The organism is Paraburkholderia sediminicola (assembly GCF_046026855.1).
In the GTDB taxonomy this organism is placed as follows: Bacteria; Pseudomonadota; Gammaproteobacteria; order Burkholderiales; family Burkholderiaceae; genus Paraburkholderia; species Paraburkholderia sediminicola_A.
In genome coordinates this window covers 1-19,227 of the sequence record NZ_JAQQET010000022.1, presented here as the reverse complement: position 1 = coordinate 19,227, position 19,227 = coordinate 1, and the positions used below count along the sequence as shown (strand labels likewise).

Here is a 19,227-nt window from a genome sequence, read left to right as displayed (position 1 = left end):
TTTGATGAGAATCAATCGTTTTTCAACGACCCTTTCCGAAAGAGAAAGGGGGGGTTAGCCCTTACTGGATTTGGCCTCAGTCGTCATAAACTCAAACAGACGGCGGGCCTCGGGCGAGAGGAGTTCCCGAGATTTTGTTCCGATATATAGCGTCCGATGTGCCCAAGAATCGGAGAGACTGACCGATTTCAATCCCGCGGCTAGGATTTCGGCACGAACGGCACCCAACGGAAGAATGCCGATACCCAAACCTTGCTCGATCATGCGGCAGATCCCGTCAAAGCTGCTGACCTGTATGCGCACATTGAGAATTCGGTCGAACGCAAAAGCCGCATTAAGCAGCCGGGCGAGTAACGAACTCCCCTCATTGAGCCCGACGTAGTCGTAGTCAAGCGTATCGATAAATGCCACCTCGGTCGCACTCGCAAGTGGGTGATCAACCGGCACTAGAAGGACAAGACGATCCTGCCTGTAGACCTCCTTGTCAATTCCCGGGGCAGGGACGTTGTCCGCAAAAACCCCAATGTCGGCCTTCCCATCGTTGACCGACTTAACAATCTCGCCGCTGAGTTTCTCTTCGATAGATATTTTTATTGCTGAGTTCGACCTTAGAAAACTTCGCATGTCCTGCGGGAGGAACTGGATTATCGCTGAGGTATTTGCCCAAACGCGGATATGCCCGCGTACACCGCTGGCAAAGTCACTCATCTCGTGCGCCATCCGGTTCACGCGGTCTACGATTTGCCTTGCGTGGACAATAAAACCGCGACCCGCAGCAGTGAGCTCGATGCCTCTCGGCATGCGGACAAGTAGCTGGCAGTCAATGCGGCGCTCAAGGTCTGAAATACGCTTGCTGACTGCGGAGAGAGTGAGGGACGTCTGGTCTGCGGCCTTCGTCAGACTGCCTGTCTCCGCTACTACAAGAAACAGTCGGATTGAATGCAGGTCGTGGTCAAGTGAGGCAGCCATGTATTTTGGTAGACCCGTAGTGAGATTCGTTGGGCGGCATACAAATCGAAATAAAGCTCAGGCGTCATCTGTGCAGTGACCTCCCGATCGGGTTCAATTGTATGCAAGTATGTGGCAACCAAACCGACAATACCTTCCGGACGGTCGTAAGGTGCCTTCTCGGTATCTCATGCTCGTCGATTCAAATCTATCTATCCGATCAGTCGATTCTTAATCCGTTGGGTGCGTCGAGGGGTCTGGACGGTGGCTGACTAAGTGGCGCGTCGCGAGCCGGCTCGCTCAAAGCGGAAAATGCCATCAAGGCCGATTTTTCACGACACGTTATCCTCTACAACTGCTCGACGGCGTCTCGCCGGAGCGCCGTGAGCGCTTTTTATACCTGATGGCGGTAGCTTTCTGGTGGCCAAGGAAGTCCGGGACCTTTGCGTGTTCTCTCCGCACAGCGTGATAAAAGATCCCCCGTTCTCGCGCATGGATTTGGTGTCGTGCCGCAACCTGCTGATTTACTTTGGCGCCGAGGTGCAGAACCAGGTCATTCCGACGTTTCATTACGCCTTGCGCCCGGGGGGCTATCTATTTTTAGGTACGTCTGAAAACATCGGGCAATTCGACGATCTGTTCACGCCGATCGAAAAGAAGCATCGGATTTTTCAGCGTCGCTCCGACTCGAGCGCGCACTTGCGGCTGCCACTGATGGTGGCTGGAATTCGACCTGGACAAACTGCCGAATTGAGTCCTCGAAGATCGCCGGTTGCAGGTGCCGCCGTACGGCAAATGGTCGACGGGCAGGTGATTGAACGTTTTGCCCCGCCACATGTGCTCGTCAACCGGGATGGCGACGTCGTTTATTTTTCAGCGCGAACAGGCAAATTTCTAGAACCAGCCTCAGGTGTGCTCACACGACAGATCCTCACCATGGCTCGCAAGGGGCTACGTCTGGACCTGCGAACCGTGTTTAGGGAATCGACGGGGACAGGCGCACGAGAAACTCAGAACAATCGAGGACGAGCATTCTGGCGTGCTGTACGACCGATACCGATTCGACGCAGCCAGTGGGCGGATAGACCTGCCTCCGTTTGATCCACCGCCAAGCAGAGAAGGGCATTGGGCGATCTCCGACGGTGTTAGATTCATTCAAACCACGAAAAACTACGTGGTGATCTATCAATGCGGACGATTGGTGGTAACGAAAGGCCGCGAAAATGAGGCGACCTTTGTGAAGCCTGGCCTCTTCGACCTCCACGGTTGGTGGTGGGCTTTGGTATCGAGCAGCGGAAAGCTGAACTGGCTTCCCAAACGATAAGAGCCCATGTTGCGCGGCGGTAGCTTGGCGTCACGCGTTGACAAGCGTATCTGGATTATGTGCAGTGACGGACCTTCCTGGCGATATGGCGGGCAGTGCGTCGGCTCTCGCTCAATGCTTCGTCGGCCCCGCGACGAGCCATAAGGTCAGCGACCAGGAAGTAGGGAAACTCCGTGTAAAAAAGCGCACGGCTGTGCCGTTAAATGAATGCGGAAGGCTATTCGATGTATGCCGTCCGCTTTCAGCACGGGTCTTTGTCACGCGGCGGTTGGCGCCGCAGTTCACCTCCGGGCAACGCCCGTGCTGAAGGCTTCACTTATTCCGCAGCGCGAGTTCTGCGGAACAAGCGCTCTGCCGGCAAAGCAGCAGCCAGGATTCATGAATCGCCTGACGGTGGTTTTTTCTGGGGCCATTCATTCCGGTCGTGTTGCTCGCTATGGTGCGAAGCACGCCGACCGAGAGCACGACGGGGCGGCGGTCAAGGGGATCTCAAGAGAAGGGCCGGCATCGAGCCAAGCCACTGTACCGAACCTTGAATGCCGTGTTCTCTGGATAAAGCCATGCGGCAATTCGTCACTCTCTTTAATTCCAGCTAATCCAGAGATTCGCTATACATAGAGTATTTAGCGCCGCTAAATCGGCGACCGTATTTAATCAATTAAGTTCCAATTTTTCTTAAATAAATTTACGCCGCGTCGAATGGTGTCTATCGCAATTGCCTGATTTTCGGGCAATCAGACATCTCTCATTTTTAAACGTTCCGACCCGATTACGTCATTCATATTAAATGCTGTTGCATACGCACAACTTTAATATTGAGATGTTGCAAATAACTTCTGTCCAGAGCAGGCGTGGCGTAGTCCTGATTTTGCGATAAATGTCTGAAAAACAAAGACTTAATAGCTGTACCGATTTGATTGTTGCGGATTCTGAAAAACCCTGTTGTGTAAATTGCCGACGTCGCTACTAGGGTGTCCCCCTACACTCACGCTTCGTTCAAAGGGTGCCCGGCTGATCCGGAAACGGTTCGGCAAACAGGGCGGCAGCGAGTGATGGTTGCGCTGCTGAGGCAGGTTCCGCTCCCCGCGTAAATTTATCGAACTGGAGTCCCACGCATGAAAAAGAGTCTCATTGTTGTTGCGGTTGCCGCATCGTTCGCTTCCGTCGCTCACGCACAAAGCAGCGTGACCCTGTATGGTCTGCTGGACGCGGGCCTGACGTACACCAGCAATGTCGCCCCCGCCAATGGCGTCGGCCACGGCAACGCAAAGTGGGCAGCAGGTAGCGGCGGCATCAACCAAAGCATGTTCGGTCTGCGCGGTTCGGAAGATCTGGGCGGCGGTCTGAAGGCAATCTTCACGTTGGAAAGCGGCTTCAACATCAACAACGGCAAGTTCGCTAACAACAACGGCATGTTCAACCGTCAAGCGTTTGTCGGTCTGTCGAGCGCGCAATACGGTACGGTTACGCTGGGTCGTCAATACGACGCAGCACAAGACTACCTGGCACCGCTGACCGCAACGGGCAGCTGGGGCGGTACGTACTTCGCGCACCCGTTCAACAACGACAATCTGAGCACGAACGGCGGCTTGTCGGTTAACAACTCGATCAAGTACTCGAGCGCTAACTACGCTGGCTTCACGTTCGGCGGCACGTACGGCTTCTCGAACCAGGCTGGCGCATTCGCAAACAACCGCGAATACAGCGTTGGTGCTGCATACCAGTTCCAAGGTCTGCGTTTGGGTGCTGCTTACGCACAGCAGAACAACCCGGCTGCAAACGCCAGCGGTTCTTCGGACGGCGTCCTGGCGAACACGTCCGGCGTGATGACCGGCAACTTCCGTCAACGTGAGTTCGGCGCAGCTGCTTCGTACTCGTTCGGCCCGGCTACCGTCGGTGCTGCATTCACGCAGTCGCGTATCGACAACCTGGTTGGCGCAGCAGTTGGCCAACGTCAAGGTCGTTCGAACAACTACGAAGTCAACGGTAAGTACAACCTGACGCCGGCTATGTCGCTGGGCGTTGCTTACACGTTCACGGACGCAAAGGGATACGGCGTCAATGCTGACGGCAACGACATGAAGACCCGTTACCATCAGATCGGCCTGCAAGCTGACTACTCGCTGTCGCGTCGTACGGACGTCTACGCTCAAGCCGTGTACCAGCACGCAATGGGTGACGGTGGTGTCGCTTCGATTTACAGCGGCGACAATTCGCAACTGCCGTCGTCGTCGAAGAACCAGACGGCTGCTACGATCGGTCTGCGTCACCGCTTCTAAGCTTCAGCAGAAGCTGGTTGTTGTAGAAAAAGGTGCCGTTCGCGGCACCTTTTTTTATGGGCGCGTGGATAGTAGGCCACCACCTTCATTGCGCACTAATCCATTGGTGCAAAAATTCATGGGCGCAAAAACGTGTTGCGATTTCTGACAATTGCGCACACAGGTCTGACAATAATTGACTTTCGCGAAAGCGAGCTTGGGGTAGTCTGAAACGGTTGAGTTATAGACACTATTTTTCGCGGCGACGCTAGCACGTGTGCTGCAGGTGCGCGTTCCTACTGCATGAATACTCCCGCTTCAAACCCACTGGCTCGCTCGCCAGCCATTCAGGATCTCACCGACGAGCAATGGCATCGCATCGTGCCGCTCCTGCCCGAAATGAAAGACCATGGGCCTCGGCGCGGCCGTCCCAGCATCGACATCCGTTGCGTGGTGAATAGCGTGCTCTGGGTACTACACACGGGCAAACCGTGGCACGCGATGCCCGACCGGTATGCGCCTTATCAGACCGCGCATCGCTACTATCTGCGCTGGAAGAATTCAGGTGTGCTGGCCAACGTCGCTTTTGCGCTGTTCGACACTGATGCAATGCTGGCGCGGCCTGTCACTCGCAGGAGCGATCCGCGCACTGCGTAGCAGGCTCAGGACTGTTTCGACATGGCAAGAAAAGGACCGTCACTGGTAACCAGATGTGAACTGCGCTCCAAAGGCGTGGATCGATGTCCAACTTTTGGAGTGCAGTTCAATGTCGACCTTTTTTAACCTGTTGAGCTATCGGCAGTGCAGGCGCGCTGCTCAATCACGCATGTTGTTCGACCTTGAACACTGCAATCGCATTTCGCAGACGTTCAGTCTGCTCATCGAGTGAACCTGCCGCGGCCGCTGCCTGCTCGACTAGCGCGGCATTGCGCTGTGTCACGTCGTCCATCTGGCGGATCGCGAGATTGACTTCGCCGATGCCCGAGCTCTGCTCTTTCGAGGCCGCCGAGATCTCGTTCATGATCGCGGTCACGCGGCGCACGGCGTCGACTACCTCGCCGATCGTGCTGCCGGCCTTGCCCGCCAGCGCCGAGCCTTCGCCGACCTGCGCGACGGACTGATTGATCAGCACCTTGATCTCTTTGGCCGCCGTCGCGCTACGCTGCGCAAGATTGCGTACCTCGCCCGCGACGACCGCGAAGCCGCGGCCTTCTTCACCGGCGCGCGCCGCTTCCACCGCTGCGTTCAGCGCCAGGATATTGGTCTGAAACGCGATGCCTTCGATCACGCTGATGATCTCGCCGATCTTGTGTGAACTATCAGTGATGCCGGCCATTTTCTCGACGACGTCGTTGACGACCTGGCCGCCGCGCGCAGCGATATTCGATGCATCCGCCGCGAGGTCCGACGCGGTCGCCGCGTTGTCGGCGTTCTGCGTGACGGTCTTGGTGAGCTCGTCCATGCTGGCGGCGGTTTGCTCCAACGAAGCCGCCTGTTCTTCGGTGCGGCTCGACAGATCCAGGTTGCCCGCGGCAATCTCTTTCGAGGCGACTGTGATCGTCTCGGCGGAGGTCTTGATCCGCGCGACGGTCGCAGCGAGTTGGTTGCGCATCTCGCGCAGCGAGAACAGCAGGCTTGAGCTGTCGTCGCGATGCAGGTCAATGCGAGTGGCGAGATCGCCGCGAGCGATCTGCATTGCAATCGCCGCCGCCGTGGAGGGCTCTCCGCCGATCGAGCGCGATACGTTGCGTACCACGCGCGAGGCCACGAACGACACCAGCACGACCAATAGCACCAGCATGCCGGCCGAGCGTTCGAGGGTTGCGTAGAACTGCGCCTGGATGTCGTCCATATAGGCCCCGGCGATAAAGTCCCAGTTCCACGGGCCGAAGCGTTTCACATAGCCGATCTTTTCGCTCGGCGCCGTTTCACCGGGTTTGGGCCACCAGTAGCGCAGATAGCCTGCGCCGCCCGCCGAGCCGCCTGCCTGCGCGATGTCGTGATACAGCGCGTTGCCTTTGGCGTCGCGAAAGCCGCTCATGTCCTTGCCATTCAGCTTTGGGCTGATTGGATGAGCAACCATCACCGAATCGCTGCGCACGATCGTCACATAGCCCGATGCGCCGTAGCGTTGCGCGTTGACGCGGGCGATGGCCTGCTGCTTGGCCTCGTTGACCGAGAGCTTGCCCGTGTCGGCCTGTTTCGCATAGTCCGCGACGATCGATACGGCCATGTCGGTGACGTCGGCCAGATCCGCGCGCCGTGCGTCCATTTGAGCGTTTCTCGCATCGAACGCGTTCACAACGGTAACGATCAGGAGCGCCGCCCAGCAAAGCAGTATCGGCACCCACAATTTCTGTTTCAGTGTCAGACGGTTCATTATCGGTTTCGACAATACGTTGAACTCGGAATAGGGAGGATCTGCAATCTGCGTTGCATAGTCGGCATAACGGCCGCTGCCGCGGATTCTTTATTCGGGCGTCCGAAATCCCTGCCTGGAACGCGAACGTCTGGCCTGAGGCGGCCGATGAAAAGCGGGAAACGTGGAGGAAAATCGGGGAAAGTGGGGCCAAACCCGCAGAAAATAACAGGAAACCGCGGACAGGCTGCGATAGGCCGCCGGGTGCACGCGTTTGCGCTAGATCTGCTCCTGACCAAACGCGAGGGTGTTTCTGCGGGGACGGTGAACGGAGCGTCATCCATAAGCGGCTGGTGGGGCGTATGCGGGTGTGAAGTCGGTTGAGAAGAGTCTGGGCGCGTCACTCTGTCATTTGAATGACAGACAGTTCACCATGACAGTTGCTACGCTAGCTCATCAATCAGAAAACGCGACGGCGCGGGCAGCGCCCCAGGAGACAAGGCAATGAAGCACATGTTCGAAGAAGGCCTTCAGCGGCGCGAGGCCAATTATGTCCCGCTGACACCCATCGATTTCATCGTACGCGCAGCGCAAGTCTACGGTGAGCGGCTGGCGGTCGTCCATGGTGAGATTCGCCGCAACTGGCGCGAAACCTACGAGCGCGCGCGGCGTCTGGCCAGCGCGTTGCGGCAGGCCGGTATTGAGCGTGGCGACACGGTTGCCGCGCTGCTGCCGAATATTCCTCCTATGATAGAAGCGCATTTCGGCGTACCGATGGCCGGGGCCGTGCTCAATACGCTGAATACGCGGCTCGACGTGTCGTCGCTGCTCTTCATGTTGCGTCATGGCGAGGCGAAGGCGTTAATCGTCGATACGGAATACAGCGAATTGGCGCACCGCGCGGCGCTGGAATTCCCGGAGTTACGCGTGATCAGCGTGGCGGATGCGATGCCCGCCGACGCTGACAAGTTTATCCGCGCGACCGACTACGAAGCGTTCCTGCAAACCGGCGACCCCGAATTCGCCTGGACCCTGCCTGGCGACGAGTGGGACGCTATCGCGCTCAACTACACCTCGGGCACGACCGGCGACCCGAAGGGCGTGGTCTACCACCATCGCGGCGCTTATCTGAATGCGCTCAGCAATATCCTCGAATGGGATATGCCCAAGCATGCGGTCTACCTATGGACCTTGCCGCTGTTTCACTGCAACGGCTGGTGTTTCCCCTGGACCGTTGCCGCGCGTGCTGGCGTCAACGTCTGTTTGCGCAAATTCGACGCGAAGACGGTGTTCGAACTGATTTGCCGCGAAGGCATCACGCATTATTGTGGCGCGCCGATCGTGCAGAGCGCACTCGCGAATGCGCCCGCCGAGTGGCGTGAGGGTATCAGGCATCGTGTGTCGACGATGGTGGCCGGCGCAGCGCCCGCGCCGGCGGTAATTGCCAAGATGAAGGAGATCGGTTTCGATCTGACTCACGTATATGGACTGACCGAGACCTACGGGCCGGCTGCCGTCTGCGCAAAACAGGAGGAATGGGAAACGCTCGACGACAACGCACGCGCAGAAATGAACGCGCGGCAAGGTGTGCGTTACCACCTGCAGGCAGCGATAGCAGTGCTCGACCCGGACACGCTCGCGCCAGTACCTGAGGACGGCGAAACGCTCGGCGAGATCATGTTCCGCGGCAACATCTGCATGAAAGGGTATTTGAAGAACGAACGCGCTACGGAAGCGACCTTTCGCGGCGGCTGGTTCCATACCGGAGATCTCGGCGTGCGGATGCCCGATGGCTATATCCGCATCCGCGATCGCAGCAAGGACATCATCATATCGGGCGGCGAAAACATCTCGAGCATCGAGGTCGAAGACACGTTGTACCGTCACCCCGCAGTGTCGGTTGCCGCTGTGGTGGCGATGGCCGACCCGAAGTGGGGTGAGGTACCGTGCGCCTTCGTCGAGCTCAAGGAAGGCGCTCAGGTGAGCGCAGAAGAGATCATCGCGCACTGCCGGCTGTTTCTTGCGGGATACAAGTTGCCAAAAGCGGTGCGATTCGGCGAATTGCCGAAGACGTCGACGGGAAAAATTCAGAAGTTCGAACTGCGCGCGCGGATCAAGGCGGAAGAAACCGAATAGACCGCGCGCGAGGGTGATGGTCTAACGCGCCTCATGGCGCGCTATGGGGTGCTGAGCGATGCCGGCGCGGGGTTTCCGCGCGCATCAGGTTCGACTCGCGTTTAGCCGCGTGTGTCGACCCAGTGGCGTGCCCAGCGTGCCGAGTGCTGCAGTGCCTGTTCTTCGTTCGTGAAATAGTCGAGCGAATAGAACTGGTAGCGCCCTTCGGTACGCGCGCTGTCAGCGCGTTCGAGCAACAGGTTGGATGAAAAGCTACCGTCGGGCAAGCGATGCGCCGAGGGTTTGACGGCATAGCCGTTGTAATGATGAATATGTTTGTTTTGCATTTTATATTTTAATAATGTTCGAGTGCGCGCCTGCCGTGCGAGCCGTTGTGCGGGTCACGGACGAGCTGATTCAAGCCATTGGAGCCGAATCCAAACGCAGTCGGAAAGCTAAAAAGGGCGTTAAAGCCGGAGGGGAGAATGAGGTGCAACGAGGCGTTTGGCGCTTGGGCTAGCTGCTGAACAACACATGCAGCTAAAAGCGATCGCGCCAACTGTGGGAGACAAAGCTCCGCGAGGATGTCGCTGCAGCCCGATGTCCGTTGCCGGACACCGAGCCCTTCAAACTTACATCGGCTTGATGTTAGCCGCTTGCAGACCCTTCGGGCCTTGCTTCGTTTCGAAGCTCACCTTCTGATTTTCAGCCAGCGTCTTGAAGCCGTCGCCGCTGATTTCGGAGAAGTGCGCGAACAGGTCGTCGCCGCCCTTGTCCGGGGTGATGAAGCCAAAGCCTTTGCTGTCGTTGAACCACTTAACGGTACCGGTATCCATAAAGAATCCTTGAGGAAAAAATAGAAAAATTTGCTCTGTTGAGGAGCGCGTGAAGGGTCAAGGAGGGAGAGGACAACGAATACCGCTGAGGAGCGAGACATTGATGAACAGCAATCGAACTTCTTGAACTTCGGACGTCACAGTAACTGCCGGAGCATGTAAGCGTCAACACTTATCTTGTAACTGTTTTGTCAAGCCCGAATGGCTCAGCCTGGGGGGCTTGACGATGTGGCCCTCGTTGCTGGCTTGTCGCGTCGCGCGGCACGACAAGCCGTTCAAGCGGGATTTCAGCCTCAGATACCCACTTTATGTGCCGTCAGGATCAGGCGCAATCCAAGCGCGGCAACGGCGCTTGCGGCGACGCGATCGATCCAGCCCTTCCACTGCAGATAGATTTCGCGCGGCCGTTTGCTCGAAAAGCACAACGCGACCACGGTGTACCAGCCGGCTTCAATGGCGAAAATCGCAGGGGGCAATGCAAAGTAGCACCACAGCGGCGGATGTTGCGGAAGCAAGGCCGCGAAGATACTGCCGTAGTAGACCGCTGTCTTCGGATTGCTGAGTTGTGTGCTCAAACCGACCCAGAAAGATTTGCGCACATTGGCGGTGGCGGCTTGTGTTGCATCGAACGCCAGTGGTTTGGCCGCACCGCGCCAGATCTTCGACGCAAGGTAGATCAGATAAAGGCCACCTGCCACTTTCAAGCCGACGTACAGCCACTCTACCGTCGCCAGCAAGGTGTACAGACCGAGCAGGGCGATGCCGCTGAAGAACACGCCGCCTATTCCCATGCCGACGGCTGTCGCAAGGCCGTCGCTACGGGAGAGTCCGATCGCATTGCGGGCGACAATGACGAAGCTTGGTCCAGGGCTCATGGCACCGAGCAGCAGTGCGGCCAGGATTGTGACGATGGCTGTCGAGGCGGGCATTTTTGTATGTCTCCTAAGGCGGCGATGCGGGTCAGTGAAACATAGCATGAGAGGGCGAGATTTTGTTTTTCGATCAGCGCTAGTGGAACCAATAAGAACCAGTAGGAACCGAATGGGCCGGAGCCGAACGCAATCGGAATGACCAGGAAAGCTGATCGTCGCAGGCAAACAATCAGTTGCTACAAGCAGCGGAAATTGGATGCTAGAATCACTTTTCATACGCTGAAGCAGCCTTGGAACACCGAGGCCAATCACGGGCGCGATCCGAACCGTTTGCCGTCGAATTCCCCTCAATCCAGGATTTATTGGACATGAATTCCAGATGCGAGTTGTCATGCATCGGGAGAGGCATCGTGAGTTCGATTTGCACTCAAGCCATCTGATTCACGCATAGGCTTCGCGTTGTTTAGCGAAGCCTTTGTTTTTCGAACGCGAGCATTATCAGCCGCGAACCGGTACGTTATGAAAGAGCGAGAAGAACAACGGCTGTTCGACCTCGACGGGAATGCGCGTGAGCGCCTGATCGTGTGGATCCGCCGACGCATGGACGAATACGGGATTACGATGGAAGCGCTCGCGGAAGCGATCGAAGCCGACAAGGCCGCGACCCGGGCCGTGATGTATCGCGACGCCTACGGTAATACGTGGGACGGTTACGGCGATAAACCGGATTGGCTCGCGCGCGCAATCTACGCTGGACAGAACATCGACCATTTCCGTTGTTAAGTGTGACTTCAGTTTCTTCTGCTAATCGTTTTCCTGCGTGGCTCCGCTACATCGTGTTGTTCGGTTTGGTGTGGCTGAATATCGGCTGGTCGTTCGGTGCGGCCCATGAGCCTGCGCGCCATCTGTCCGCTCGCGCGAGCCGGCACGTTACGCCGTCCACCGGGCCCACGTCCAAAGCGAAAACGAAAACCCCCGGCAAAGCGAAAAAACAAACCGTCGGCAAGACACGGCGCCGCATCGCGCACAAGCGAAAGCAGGTGACGACTGCAGAGCGGCCAATGCATGTCAGCAAGCTCAGTACGAAGCATCGCCGGCAGGCTGCGCGCAATGCACGAGACCCGCGCGGCGAGAGGCGTCCCACTGCGTCGGCAGCGGCGCGTCGTGCGCAGCATACAGCGGCATCCCGCTCATCTTTGCATTCATCGCTTCGTTTATTGGCGCGCTGCGGTTATACGCCTAAATCGCGCGCGTTGCTCCGCGCCAGAGCCGTCTATGTCGTCGACGAGCGAACGCACACCGTGCTCACTGAAAAGCAGGCTGACCGAGTCATGCCGATTGCTTCGATATCCAAACTGATGACCGCAGTGGTGTCGCTCGATGCAAAGCATGCCCTGAATGCGCCACTTAACGTCACCGTTCAGGATCAGGATTTCGACAAGCTCACCGGCTCCCGGTTGAGTGTCGGGTCGAGATTGTCGCGTCATGACATGTTGCACATTGCGCTGATGTCATCTGAGAATCGCGCTGCGGCGGCACTCAGCCGCGATTACGCTGGCGGGCGGCCAGGTTTTGTTGCGGCGATGAATGCGAAAGCACGCGCGCTCGGCATGCGGCATACGTCGTTCGTGAATGGCACGGGGTTGTCGCCGCGGAACGTTTCGACGGCGCGGGATTTGTCGTTGCTGGTTGCGGCGGCCAGCCGATATCCGTTGATCAAGGCTTATTCGACTGACTCTGCGCAGGTTGTCGCGCCGGGCGGCGGGCGGGCGCGGCTGAGTTATCACAATTCGAATGCGTTGGTGAGAGGTGGCGATCGGTCGATCGTGCTTCAGAAGACGGGCTTTATTAACGAAGCCGGGCATTGCGTTGTCGTGCGCATGCGGGTGCATCGCAGGCCGGTCGATATCGTCGTATTGGGCGCGCCAGGCGCTCGGGATCATATCGCCGACGTCGTGAGGATTAGCCGCTGGCTGCAGTGTTCCCTGAAGTGAACTGCCTTGCCGCGCAGACGCAAAAACCAAAAAAAAGCCCGCGCGGGGCGGGCTTAACTACTCGGAGTTTCGCGATCCAGTCGCTTGACGGATCATCTCCAGTGTATGTGAAAGCTATGTGAAAGTATAGAAAATCCGCGTCACAGGTCGAAAAACACGGTTTCCTTGTCACCCTGCATATAGATATCGAACCGGTACACATTGGCCGTATTCGGCTCGCGACGCGCGATCAGCGTGCCACGCCGGTCCGCCGGAACCGCTGCCAGCACGGCGTCCCGTGCGTTAGCCTCGGCTTCGTCTTCGAAATAGACGCGTGTGAAGGTGTGCAGCAGCATGCCGCGCATTGTCACGATCACATTCAGATGCGGCGCTTCGTCCGGGCTTGTGCGGCCGGGTTTCACCGTTTCAACGACAAAGCGCTTCTGCGGATCCGTCCCAGTACCGACACGGGCGAAGCCACGGAAACCCGTCTTCAGGATTTCCTCGCGTGACTCCGGATAGCGGCCCTGCGCGTCCACTTGCGACACTTCCAGCATGGCATCGCCGATCACGTTGCCGTCGCCGTCGAACAACTGGCCGACGATCGTGATGTGTTCGCCGGCCGCTTCGCGGTCGGCTAGAACCGGCGTGAACAGGCTTTTGAATTCGAAGTCGTATTGCTGCGGGCACAGACCGTAGGCGAAGTACGGTCCAACCGTTTGCGAAGGCGTTTGCTTGAGGGTTGTCATGGCTTAGCGCTCCATCGGGGTTTCGTTGCGGCCGCGCAGCACGATGTCGAAGTCGTAGCCGAGCGCATAGGCCTCTTCTGTCGTATCGAGCGAGAAGCCTGCAATCAGGCGGTCGCGTGCGTGCTCGGGTGTGCCCTGGAAAATCGGGTCGAAGGCCAGCAGCGGGTCGCCGGGGAAGTACATCTGCGTGACGAGGCGCGAACCGAAATGGTCGCCGAACAGCGAAAAATGAATATGGTTCGGACGCCATGCGTTCGGGTGATTACCCCACGGGTAAGCGCCCGGTTTGATCGTCAGAAAGCGGTAACGACCTTCGTTGTCGGTGATACAGCGGCCCGCACCTAGGAAGTTCGGGTCGAGTGGCGCGTCGTGCTGATCGTTCTTGTGCACATAGCGGCCGGCTGCATTGGCTTGCCAGATCTCAACCAGCGTATTGCGCACCGGACGGCCACCTTCATCGAGCACACGGCCCGTCACGATGATGCGCTCGCCAAGCGGCTCGCCGTTGCGCACTGCATTGCGCGTCAGATCGTGATCGAGGGCGCCGAGGTCTTCGGTGCCGTAGACCGGCACGCGCTGATCGCGCAGCTTTTCTTTCAGCGGAATCAGCGGGCGTGTCGGGCCACGTTTGACCGAGGACCCGTAACCGGGATAGATGTAAGCGGGATGGGACGCGAAGTCGCGTGCGGTGAGAAAGGACTCGTCCATCAGTGTCTCCTTCGAGAATTGTGGGATATAGCTTTATGAAGCGACTTTATCTAACCTGAGAGGTTATGCAAAATGACGTTTTCGCTCATTTCGTATAACCTGTCGTTATGCAACGCAGCCTCGCGGACACCCGCGTCAAATTCCGCCATCTCCAGTGTTTTCTGGCTGTCGCCCAGTTCGGCGGCGTGCAGCGGGCCGCCGAAAGCCTGTCCATCACGCAGCCCGCGGTCTCCAAGACGGTCGCTGAACTGGAAGCGATTCTCGGTGTGAAGCTATTCGAGCGCGGCCGCCATGGCGCTGTGCCGACACGCGAGGGGCAACTCTTCATGCCGCACGCAAGCGCCTGCGTCAGTGCGTTGCGACAGGGCGTCGATTTGCTGGCGCACGCGGAAGGCGCGGCGGCGGCCACGCTGGAAATCGGTATTCTGCCGACCGTCGCGGCCGCGCTGGTGCCGCCGGTGCTGAAACTGTTCGCCCCGCTTTGGCCGCGCGTGATCGTGCGCCTTGCCACCGGTGCCAACCCCGAATTGCTCGAACGCCTGAAGGCCGGCACGATCGAGTTCGCGATCGGGCGCCTGGCGGACCCGGAACGGATGATCGGGCTAAGCTTCGAGCAGCTTTTCAGCGAGCCGTTGATTGCCGTGGTGCGTGCCGGGCATCCGCTGGCGCTGGGGGCGGGCCTGCCGGCCACGTCGCTGGAGAATTTTCCGGTGGTGCTGCCGCCATTCGGTACGCTGATCCGGCAATCGGCTGAGAGTCTGTTGAGCGCGTGGGGCGTGCCGCCGCTGTCAGGGTTTGTCGAAGTGCTGTCGGTGTCGACGGGGCGCGCGTTGACGCTCGAGAACGACGCGGTATGGTTCGTGCCGCTGAGTGCAGTCGAATATGAGTTGGCGCACGGCATGCTGGTGCGTCTGCCTTTGCCGTTCGCGGGCACCGGCGAGCCCGTGGGGTTGATCCGGCGTTCGGACACGCAGCCGTCGCCGGTGGGGCGGGCGTTTATCGATGCCGTACGCGAGGTCGCGCAGCAGCGCATGGCGGCGGCCACTGGCAAGCCGGCGGCCAAACGTGCATCGAAACGCAGTCGCGGCAATACGCCCAAAATCTGACGCATGCCGTGCAGCGGTGCAGGAATCGCAGGAGATGGGAGAGCCGCGAGATATGCAGGAGACGCATGCCGCGACCTGATTCGCCGCGCGTGAACCATCCAGTACAAAATGAAGGTTGCGAACGCCCTGCTACCCGGTGTACAAACACGGTGCAAAAGCTGTCGCGGGCCGCCTTGCTGCGGCACGTCACGCATGCGGTGTCACACTGCGGAAGATTGACGGCTTGCACCGAACAGCAGAAACATCACGAACATTCGCAACAGCGTACGAACGACTGTACAAGGAGATTGCCATGCCCAGCGACTTGCCCACTCCAGACGCCGCGCTGCGCGCCGTGTCGGCGCCTGAGCACAATCCGCTCGGCACCGCCGGCCTCGAATTCGTGGAGTTCGCCTCGCGCGAGCCGAAGGCGCTCGGTGAGACCTTCACGAAACTCGGCTTCAAGGCGATTGCGCGCCATATCAGCAAAGACGTCACGCTGTATCGCCAGGGCGAGATGCATTTCCTGATCAATGCCGAGCCGGATTCGTTCGCCGAGCGCTACGCGGAGGAATACGGCGCGGGTATCTGCGCAATCGGCATTCGCGTGGCCAACGCGCAGCGCGCCTTCGACCGCGCAATCGAACTCGGCGCGTGGGCGTTCGAAGGAGAGCGGCTTGGCGCGGGCGAACTGCTGATTCCGGCGATCCAGGGCATTGGCGACTCGCACATCTATTTCGTCGACCGTTGGCGCGGCCGTGGTGGCCAGCGCGGCGGCCTTGGCGACATCTCGATCTTCGACATCGACTTCCGTCCGATCGAGATCGATACCGCGCAAGCCGATCTGAATCACGTGGGCACTGGCCTCATCGCGGTCGATCATCTGACGCAAACGGTCGGCGAGGGCAGGATGCAGGAATGGCTCGACTTCTATCGCGATCTGCTCAACTTCCGTGAGATTCACGAGCTGCACGCGAACTGGCATGTGTCGGCGGAATCGCGCGTGATGGTGTCGCCGTGCGGCGCGATCCGCGTGCCCCTGTATGAAGAAGGCACGCGCCGCACGAATCTGATGCACGAGTATCTGCCGGATCATCCGGGCGAAGGTGTGCAGCACATTGCGCTGGCCACCGACGACATCTTTGCGTGCGTCGAGCAACTCCTCGCGAACGGCGTCGAATTCGTCGAGCCACCGCCGCGCTACTACGCGCAACTCGATACGCGCTTGCCGGGTCATGGGCTCGATGTCGAGCGGCTCAAGCGTACGCATGTTCTGGTGGATGGCGAGATCGGCGCCGACGGCGTGCCACTGCTGTTCTTTCAGACCTTTGTGCGACGTGGCGCCGGCGAGATCTTCTTTGAGATCGTGCAGCGACAGGGGCATCACGGCTTTGGCGAAGGTAATTTGAGCGCGTTGGCGCAGGCACGATAAGCGGCATATATGACCGGAAATCTGCCGTGGAATTCGTAACTATTACTTGTTATTCAGTTAACTGATTATCGTTTGCAAGTACGAGCCTATTCGTGTGAGCAATAAAGAATATCGATTATTTCAATTGAAATATGTCCCGATATCCGGGATCAAATCATGTTGCGATGAAAGATGAATTCCTTTCTGGTGGCGGTCAACAGCGCTTTCACCGCTACTTTCCAATCAGCTGGATTTTCCATTAATTTCGCAGAAAAACGACAAGAAAGGACAAAGTAATATCTGCTGTTTACTCTCCCGTTCGTAATATCTGGTAGGCAATCGTGTTGAAACAATTTGCGTTCCGACGACCAGGAGAGAGAAGTGCGATCAGAAGACGACTTCAGCGCAATGCGATGCCTATGGATAGTGCGGCACGCCGAACCTCCTTCTGATCACGTCAACACATGGCCCGCTAATGCGGTTGCCGTCAGTTTGCGCCGGCGCCGCGGATTGCCGCTCCCTGCGACGACGATGGCGGTTTCCGCCGTCATCGCCTGCTTGCCGCTTTCGGCGCTTGCGAACTGCACCAGCGCCGGCAATACCACCACCTGCGACACCACCGCGCCGTCCCCGTGGACGACGACCATCGGCACCGGTCCGGCGAACCCATCCGGCGCGACCGTCACGATTGGGCCGAATGCCCAGGTGGTGGTCGGCGACGCAACGGCGATTGCCGTGTCCGACAACGCCAATATCACCGTATCGAGCGGCGCGTTGGTCAAGAACACCGCAAAGACGAACAACGGCTTGTACAGCACAGGCGCTAACACGATCGACTTCCGCAACAACAGCACGCTGACGGTGCAGCAGGGCGCGACGGTCATTTCGTCGGGCACCCAGGGGCAAGCCGAAGCGGTCAATCCGGAAGGCAGCGGCAATACGATCGTCAACAACGGCACGATCCGTGGGGTCAATTCGGCGGCGATCTGGTTTCAGAACACGTCAGGTTTGAACACCGTCATCAATAACGCGACGGGCATCATTCAGGCGCCAAACAATGTGATTGGCGCAAGCGGGAATGGCTCGGTCGATTTCACAAACCGCGGCCAGGTGATCGGCAATCTGGTTTTCGCCGGTGGCAGCGATTCGTTGCATCTCTACACCGGCTCCGTCATCACCGGCAATTTCGACGGCGGTGGCGGCAACAATGTGATTACGCTTAACGGCACCGGAACGGCATCGTTGCCGGGCAGCATCAAGAATTTTCAGAGCCTCTATAAGCAGGACAGCGGCATCTGGACGCTCACCGGCTCGATCGTCGGCGTGACGGTCGCCGAGGTGCAACAAGGCACGCTTGTGTTGAACGGCAACAACTCGCAGTACACCGGCAAGGTAATCGTCGATCCGGCTGGTGTGCTTCAGGCCCCCGCACAGAGCTTGCCACCGACCGTCACCGATAACGGTCTTGTGCAATTCACGCAGACCGTCGACGGCATCTACGCGGGTCTCATCACGGGTACCGGCTCGGTGGAAAAGGACGGGGCCGGCACGTTGACGCTCGCGCCGACGGCAGCTGGCGGGAATACCTATTCGGGCGGTACGGTGCTCACGCAAGGTGTGCTGTCGGCATCGGCGGATAACGTGCTCGGCGCGACGACGGGCGGCGTAACGTTCAACGGCGGCACGCTTCAACTCGGCACGAGCTTCAATCTGGCAGGCACGCGACCGATCGCGATCGCAGCGGGCGGCGGCACGATCGACACTCAGGGCTTCCAGTCAACCATTACGCAGAACATCACCGGTACGGGCGCGTTGACCAAGGCCGGCGCGGGCACATTACTGCTTGACGGCGCGAACACCTACAGCGGTGGCACGACGGTCGGCGCGGGCACGCTTGCGGTGGGCGACGCATCGAGCCCGAACGCGGCGCTCGGCGGTGGTGGGACCGTCAGCGTCGCTGCCGGCGCGACGCTCGGTGGCTATGGCAGCGTCACCGGCGACGTCAATAACGCAGGCACGCTTAGCGTTGCTAATGCGATGGCTGCTTTTGCCAGCGGACCAAACGGCAACTTCACGGTGAACGGCAACGTGGTCAACGCGGGACTCGCGCAGATTGCGGGCAGTGGCGTGGGCAATACGCTGACTGTCGCGGGGAACTACACCGGGCAGAATGCGACGGCTGCGCTCAACACGCAATTGGGTGCGGACAATTCGCCGTCCGACAAGATTGTGATCAGCGGCGGCCGGGCTAGCGGAACGACAACGCTTGGGATTACCAATGTCGGCGGGACGGGTGGCCTTACTGTCGGCAACGGGATTCAGGTGGTGCAGGCGACCAACGGCGGCACGACCGCGGGCGGCGCTTTCGCGCAGGGTAATAACATCAGCGCCGGCGCTTATACCTACGCGCTGTATCAAGGCGGGGTGACGGCAGGCACGCAAAGTAATTGGTATTTGCGTTCGAGCTTGCCGCCTGCGCCGACGCCCGCACCGGTCCCGGCTCCGGCGCCTACACCGGCCCCGACGCCCGCACCAGCACCCACGCCGGCCCCAGCACCAGCACCCACGCCGGCCCCAGCACCGACACCG

17 protein-coding genes are annotated in these 19,227 nt (G+C 59.0%); 9 read left to right on the top strand and 8 right to left on the bottom strand.

The features are described 5' to 3' along the window. Nucleotides 1-54: 54 nt before the first annotated feature. Nucleotides 55-969, bottom strand: coding sequence for a LysR family transcriptional regulator (locus PQR40_RS23455; RefSeq protein WP_408230894.1), 915 nt, complete (start codon nt 967-969; stop codon nt 55-57). A gap of 426 nt (nt 970-1,395) precedes the next feature. Between PQR40_RS23455 and PQR40_RS23450 the strand changes: the two genes are divergently transcribed. The 3 genes from PQR40_RS23450 (at nt 1,396) to PQR40_RS23440 (ending at nt 5,187) form a co-directional block, all read left to right on the top strand. After that, entirely contained in the window at nt 1,396-2,049 is a 654-nt protein-coding gene (locus PQR40_RS23450; RefSeq protein WP_408509951.1) for a CheR family methyltransferase, read from the top strand. Nucleotides 2,050-3,387: 1,338 nt separating this feature from the next. Beyond that, the gene (locus PQR40_RS23445; protein WP_408230890.1) at nt 3,388-4,551 is read left to right on the top strand and encodes a porin; all 1,164 of its coding nucleotides are present in this window, start codon (nt 3,388-3,390) and stop codon (nt 4,549-4,551) included. 282 nt (nt 4,552-4,833) lie between these two features. Beyond that, a complete protein-coding gene (locus PQR40_RS23440) occupies nt 4,834-5,187 on the top strand; it encodes a transposase (RefSeq protein ID WP_408230887.1) in 354 nt (117 codons plus the stop codon). Nucleotides 5,188-5,350: 163 nt separating this feature from the next. On the opposite strand, the gene PQR40_RS23435 is transcribed toward PQR40_RS23440, so the two are convergent. After that, entirely contained in the window at nt 5,351-6,910 is a 1,560-nt protein-coding gene (locus PQR40_RS23435) for a methyl-accepting chemotaxis protein (protein ID WP_408339950.1), read from the bottom strand. A gap of 483 nt (nt 6,911-7,393) precedes the next feature. On the opposite strand from PQR40_RS23435, the gene PQR40_RS23430 reads away from it, so the two are divergent. Further along, nucleotides 7,394-9,025: an acyl-CoA synthetase gene (locus tag PQR40_RS23430; protein ID WP_408339949.1), complete on the top strand. Its 1,632-nt coding sequence runs from the start codon at nt 7,394-7,396 to the stop codon at nt 9,023-9,025. Between the two features lie 101 nt (nt 9,026-9,126). On the opposite strand, the gene PQR40_RS23425 is transcribed toward PQR40_RS23430, so the two are convergent. The 3 genes from PQR40_RS23425 to PQR40_RS23415 form a co-directional block, all read right to left on the bottom strand. Continuing rightward, on the bottom strand, nt 9,127-9,351 hold the full coding sequence (locus PQR40_RS23425) for a hypothetical protein (protein ID WP_179739291.1): 225 nt from the start codon (nt 9,349-9,351) through the stop codon (nt 9,127-9,129). A 285-nt stretch (nt 9,352-9,636) separates the two neighbouring features. Further along, on the bottom strand, nt 9,637-9,840 hold the full coding sequence (locus tag PQR40_RS23420) for a cold-shock protein (protein WP_007178877.1): 204 nt from the start codon (nt 9,838-9,840) through the stop codon (nt 9,637-9,639). Between the two features lie 293 nt (nt 9,841-10,133). After that, entirely contained in the window at nt 10,134-10,769 is a 636-nt protein-coding gene (locus PQR40_RS23415) for a LysE family translocator (protein ID WP_408339948.1), read from the bottom strand. A gap of 462 nt (nt 10,770-11,231) precedes the next feature. Between PQR40_RS23415 and PQR40_RS23410 the strand changes: the two genes are divergently transcribed. Together PQR40_RS23410 and PQR40_RS23405 are read left to right on the top strand one after the other, a co-directional pair. After that, a complete protein-coding gene (locus PQR40_RS23410; protein WP_408230875.1) occupies nt 11,232-11,495 on the top strand; it encodes an H-NS family nucleoid-associated regulatory protein in 264 nt (87 codons plus the stop codon). Beyond that, nucleotides 11,489-12,706, top strand: coding sequence for a serine hydrolase (locus PQR40_RS23405; RefSeq protein ID WP_408339947.1), 1,218 nt, complete (start codon nt 11,489-11,491; stop codon nt 12,704-12,706). The genes PQR40_RS23410 and PQR40_RS23405 overlap by 7 nt, the downstream gene beginning before the upstream one ends. A 140-nt stretch (nt 12,707-12,846) precedes the next feature. Here PQR40_RS23405 and pcaG read toward each other — a convergent pair whose 3' ends face one another. Next, nucleotides 12,847-13,434: a protocatechuate 3,4-dioxygenase subunit alpha gene (gene pcaG / locus PQR40_RS23400; protein ID WP_408230869.1), complete on the bottom strand. Its 588-nt coding sequence runs from the start codon at nt 13,432-13,434 to the stop codon at nt 12,847-12,849. 3 nt (nt 13,435-13,437) lie between these two features. Further along, nucleotides 13,438-14,142 (bottom strand): protocatechuate 3,4-dioxygenase subunit beta, encoded by a 705-nt coding sequence (pcaH, locus tag PQR40_RS23395; RefSeq protein WP_408339946.1) that lies wholly within the window; start codon nt 14,140-14,142, stop codon nt 13,438-13,440. A gap of 107 nt (nt 14,143-14,249) precedes the next feature. Here pcaH and pcaQ point away from each other — a divergent pair, with 107 nt between their 5' ends. Further along, the gene (gene pcaQ, locus PQR40_RS23390) at nt 14,250-15,248 is read left to right on the top strand and encodes a pca operon transcription factor PcaQ (protein WP_408509950.1); all 999 of its coding nucleotides are present in this window, start codon (nt 14,250-14,252) and stop codon (nt 15,246-15,248) included. 292 nt (nt 15,249-15,540) lie between these two features. Further along, complete coding sequence (locus PQR40_RS23385) at nt 15,541-16,659, top strand: 4-hydroxyphenylpyruvate dioxygenase family protein (RefSeq protein ID WP_408339944.1); 1,119 nt, start codon at nt 15,541-15,543, stop codon at nt 16,657-16,659. Between the two features lie 431 nt (nt 16,660-17,090). Here the strand turns inward: PQR40_RS23385 and PQR40_RS23380 are convergent, their stop codons facing one another. Then, entirely contained in the window at nt 17,091-17,468 is a 378-nt protein-coding gene (locus tag PQR40_RS23380) for a hypothetical protein (RefSeq protein WP_408339943.1), read from the bottom strand. On the opposite strand from PQR40_RS23380, the gene PQR40_RS23375 reads away from it, so the two are divergent. Beyond that, a partial coding sequence (locus PQR40_RS23375; RefSeq protein WP_408509949.1) for an autotransporter-associated beta strand repeat-containing protein occupies nt 17,446-19,227 on the top strand: 1,782 nt, incomplete at its 3' end. The genes PQR40_RS23380 and PQR40_RS23375 overlap by 23 nt on opposite strands.